The organism is Paraburkholderia humisilvae (assembly GCF_902859855.1).
GTDB classification, from domain to species: domain Bacteria; phylum Pseudomonadota; class Gammaproteobacteria; order Burkholderiales; family Burkholderiaceae; genus Paraburkholderia; species Paraburkholderia humisilvae.
The window spans coordinates 1-3281 of the sequence record NZ_CADIKH010000220.1; the positions used below are offsets into that span (position 1 = coordinate 1).

General features: G+C 61.9%; 3 protein-coding genes and 2 pseudogenes. 4 read left to right on the plus strand and 1 reads right to left on the minus strand.

Annotation, left to right across the window (positions count from 1 at the left end):
• Positions 1-362 precede the first annotated feature (362 nt).
• The 3 genes from HV796_RS41040 (at position 363) to HV796_RS41050 (ending at position 2457) form a co-directional block, all read left to right on the plus strand.
• Complete coding sequence (locus HV796_RS41040; protein ID WP_175233391.1) at positions 363-869, plus strand: hypothetical protein; 507 nt, start codon at positions 363-365, stop codon at positions 867-869.
• A 546-nt stretch (positions 870-1415) separates the two neighbouring features.
• The gene (locus HV796_RS41045; RefSeq protein WP_175233392.1) at positions 1416-1886 is read left to right on the plus strand and encodes a hypothetical protein; all 471 of its coding nucleotides are present in this window, start codon (positions 1416-1418) and stop codon (positions 1884-1886) included.
• A gap of 292 nt (positions 1887-2178) precedes the next feature.
• Positions 2179-2457, plus strand: a complete 279-nt coding sequence (locus tag HV796_RS41050; RefSeq protein ID WP_175233393.1) for a hypothetical protein — start codon at positions 2179-2181, stop codon at positions 2455-2457.
• Positions 2458-2538: 81 nt separating this feature from the next.
• Here HV796_RS41050 and HV796_RS41055 read toward each other — a convergent pair.
• Positions 2539-2886 (minus strand): annotated as a pseudogene (locus HV796_RS41055) (IS701 family transposase); the annotation flags it as partial.
• A 154-nt stretch (positions 2887-3040) separates the two neighbouring features.
• Between HV796_RS41055 and HV796_RS43725 the strand changes: the two are divergent.
• Positions 3041-3281: pseudogene (locus HV796_RS43725) on the plus strand (IS110 family RNA-guided transposase); the annotation flags it as partial.

Here is a 3281-nt window from a genome sequence, read left to right on the forward strand (position 1 = left end):
AGCGGATGAGGTGGACAACGAACTCGCGAATCTGGACGACAGGCCGCATTCTGGCTCGCCGGTTGACGTTGCGCCTCAAGGCCGGAGGGCAGATCCGGCAGGCACGGCGCTGGTTGACTGGGCCCACGCAGAGCAGGCGCGTGGACTGCCACTTTCCCATGCGGAGCAGAAGATCCATGACAGCCTGAACGCACCAGGGCATCAACAGCCTGCTGCCCCCCTCCCGGGCAGCAGTCGCTCAAAGCCCCAAGCACGGTTCGTGCCGGCATTACCTGCACACATCGATCTGCTGAAGGATCTGCCCGGGGAACTGGATCATCGATACCGCTCTGGCGTCAGGCGATTCCTCGTGCATCTGGAAGATGCAGGGACAGTCATGGTCGCAACTGGTGCCCGTGGGCAGCGATCTGGGTGCGCGTCCTGCCGCGCTTGAACAGGCCGTCAACGAGGGGATCCGGCATCATGGCTTGCCGACCGGCACGCGCACTGCGCTCAACCAGGCCTTCGGGTTCAGGCTGCGAGGCGAGACAAACATAGTTGGGCTTGCGCCGGGTCTTCAGGAACACAAGGATCTGCTGAAGGATCTGCCCGAAGAGCTGGATCATCGATACCGCTCAAGCGTCACGCGGTTCATGATGCACCTGGAAGAGCAGGGACAATCATGGTCGCAACTGGTACCTGCGGGCAGCGGTGCGGGTGCGTGTCCTGCCGCGCTTGAACAGGCAGTCAACGAGGGGATCCAGCATCATGGCTTGCAGACCAACACGCGCGCAGCCATCAACCAGGCCTTCGGATTCAAACTGCAAAGTAAGAGGCCGTTTCAAGTGCGACGCGTGTCGCCGTTCGCCGGACGTAAATCGGCAACGTAGTGGTCTGCGTCGAATATCTTCTGCCTGGCGCACCGCCACGGGCGCCGCCATACCAGCAATGAGGCATGAACCTGCACTGCTCCTGGGCGCCGAACCCGGCACATCCTGCGGGTCCGCGCGCCACGCATGTCCACTGCGGTCGCAACGCGCCTCGCTCTTGCGGCCCAGGCCGCCGGCAGACCATCATGCCCGGACGTGCCTGCCCAATCGTGCATCCAGCTTGTTTCTTTCCCTCGCTTCGCTTCGCGCATTCGACGCCCACAACCGGCGCCGCGCCGATTCAATTCCCATAGCCACCGGCGGTGGAGCGGCTTAGCTCAACGAATTTTTTTGCAGAGCGGAAACGGCTCGCTCGCCGTGTCCGCGGCCAGTTCTCCGCACCGTTTCCGCTCTGCAAAAAATCCTCTGAATTATCGGGATTGGAATAAATGGGGTGAGATTAAAATGCGCGGCCTCCGGTAGCCTTACGCACCCGCTCGGCGCTCGCCGCGGCCGACCTCCGAACCGCCGCATAGCAGAATCATCAGGTCACCCTTCGCCGTCCCAATGCTGAACCAACTCGATCAGGTCGCCCACGAACTCTGTATTGTTCTCACCAGTCAGACGCCCGGCACGCCCGAAGCGGTCTTCTGCCACGACCTGAAGGACGGTGCGCCGCTCGGCCATGCCATCGGCACCATTGACGGGGTCAGCCTGCCGGCGGAAGCGGTCGCGGCAGGGCGCGACCGGCTGCGCGACGTGAAGGTGACGCACACGCACCCCAACGAACGGGTCAACGTCAGTCTCAGCGACGCGGACCTGCGCGTGCTGTGGCTCTATCCGGGCGTCACCGAAGTGGATGCCGTGACCCTCGACGGCAGATGGTTCCGTGCGCGGCGGGTCGAGCGCGACGAGGATCACGCGCAGGCCAGCCGGTTTGCCTACCATGCCATCCGCCGCGCGTTGCTCGCCGAGGTCCAACTGGCACTCTGCCCGGAAGACACCACGCCGGACGAGGTGATGTCGATGGCGGTCTAAATCCGGACCCATCTGGTGTGCGCGGCGCTTGACAGGCTGGGTGTGATCCGGTACACGTTTTCGCTAACGGCGGGCCGGGTGAAGCGGTGGAAACCGCACGAAACGCGGCTCGATGGCTGGATCGGCGCCGTCGTGCGAGAATACAGACGTTCCAACTGGTGAGGCATCCCATGGCAATCAATGTTCCAACTCCTCCGGCCCGCGCCACCGCGGCCGCGCGCAGCGAGTGGATCGGCTATGCCGCCCGGCTGCGTTCACTCCTGGCCGACGTGCCGCAGGACACAGCCCGGAAGTGCGCCAGTCGATCGAACTCCAGCTCGACGTCATCGAGGGGGTGATCGAGCGTCTGTCCGACCGTCACGAAAAGGCTGCCGGCACCCGATGTGAGGGTGGTCGAACATGGCTGAGCCATTGCAGTGAAACAATTACGTCGAAAAGCCCGCGGTCGCGGGCTTTTTTTCTTGTCTACCTGCTGCGCATATATTTGCGTCCGGTGAACGATGCGTTTTTCACACGGCGCTGGTCGATGAACCGACGGGGCGGACGCCGTATGGCGGATTTATTCTCCTGATCGGCTGGGAATGCGCATTTGCACCGCTCGCGATAAGTTGCGGGCGGCGATTCGAGAAAGCATCAATGGATGGCCCTAATACTACAGGGAGTGCAACCCCGCGCGGTAATGAGATTGCTGTGCGCGCCATTGATGGGTGCGGCGCCAGATCGACCATTCAAGCACATGATTTATCGGGTTCAGGCCATTCCATAAGAGGCGGCATAGCAGGCGCCGTATCTCTTGAACGCTTAACGACATCATGCCGTCAGGAGTTTCTTTACCGCGCTTGCGAAGCACAACAAGAACAGCATGTGCAAGGAGTGCAAGGGTGATATGTCGATACCAGCCCTGCCATCGCCGCACCTCATACTGATCCAGACCGCACTCACCTTTGGCCGCTTCAAAGCCGATCCCGATTTCTCACCTGCGCCCAGCGACACGAACAAGTGCCTGCTTCGAAGCCCTGCTACGTGGCAGCATAAACAATGTAAAAGATGCTAGGTGGGAGGGCAGTGACAGAAGCCCGACTGGAGTAAAACGGAGTTCCACACTCGTTTTCTCCGAAGGAGCACGCAAATGGATACGTCTGACGCAGCCCTCCGTGGGCAGGATAACGACGGCAGCTGGCCGCCTGTACACGGCATTTGAACTGGGTGAGAAGAACTGGAAGCTCTCGCTGGCTGATAGCCAGCGTGCGCCCAGCCACTGCACGGTCACCGCGGGTGATGCCACCGCGGTTCTCACCGTCGTCGCGAACGCGAGAGCCCGTTGTCACCTCAGCGCCGACACACCCGTCTACAGCTGCTATGAGGCAGGCCGCGACGGTTTCTGGCTGCACCGCT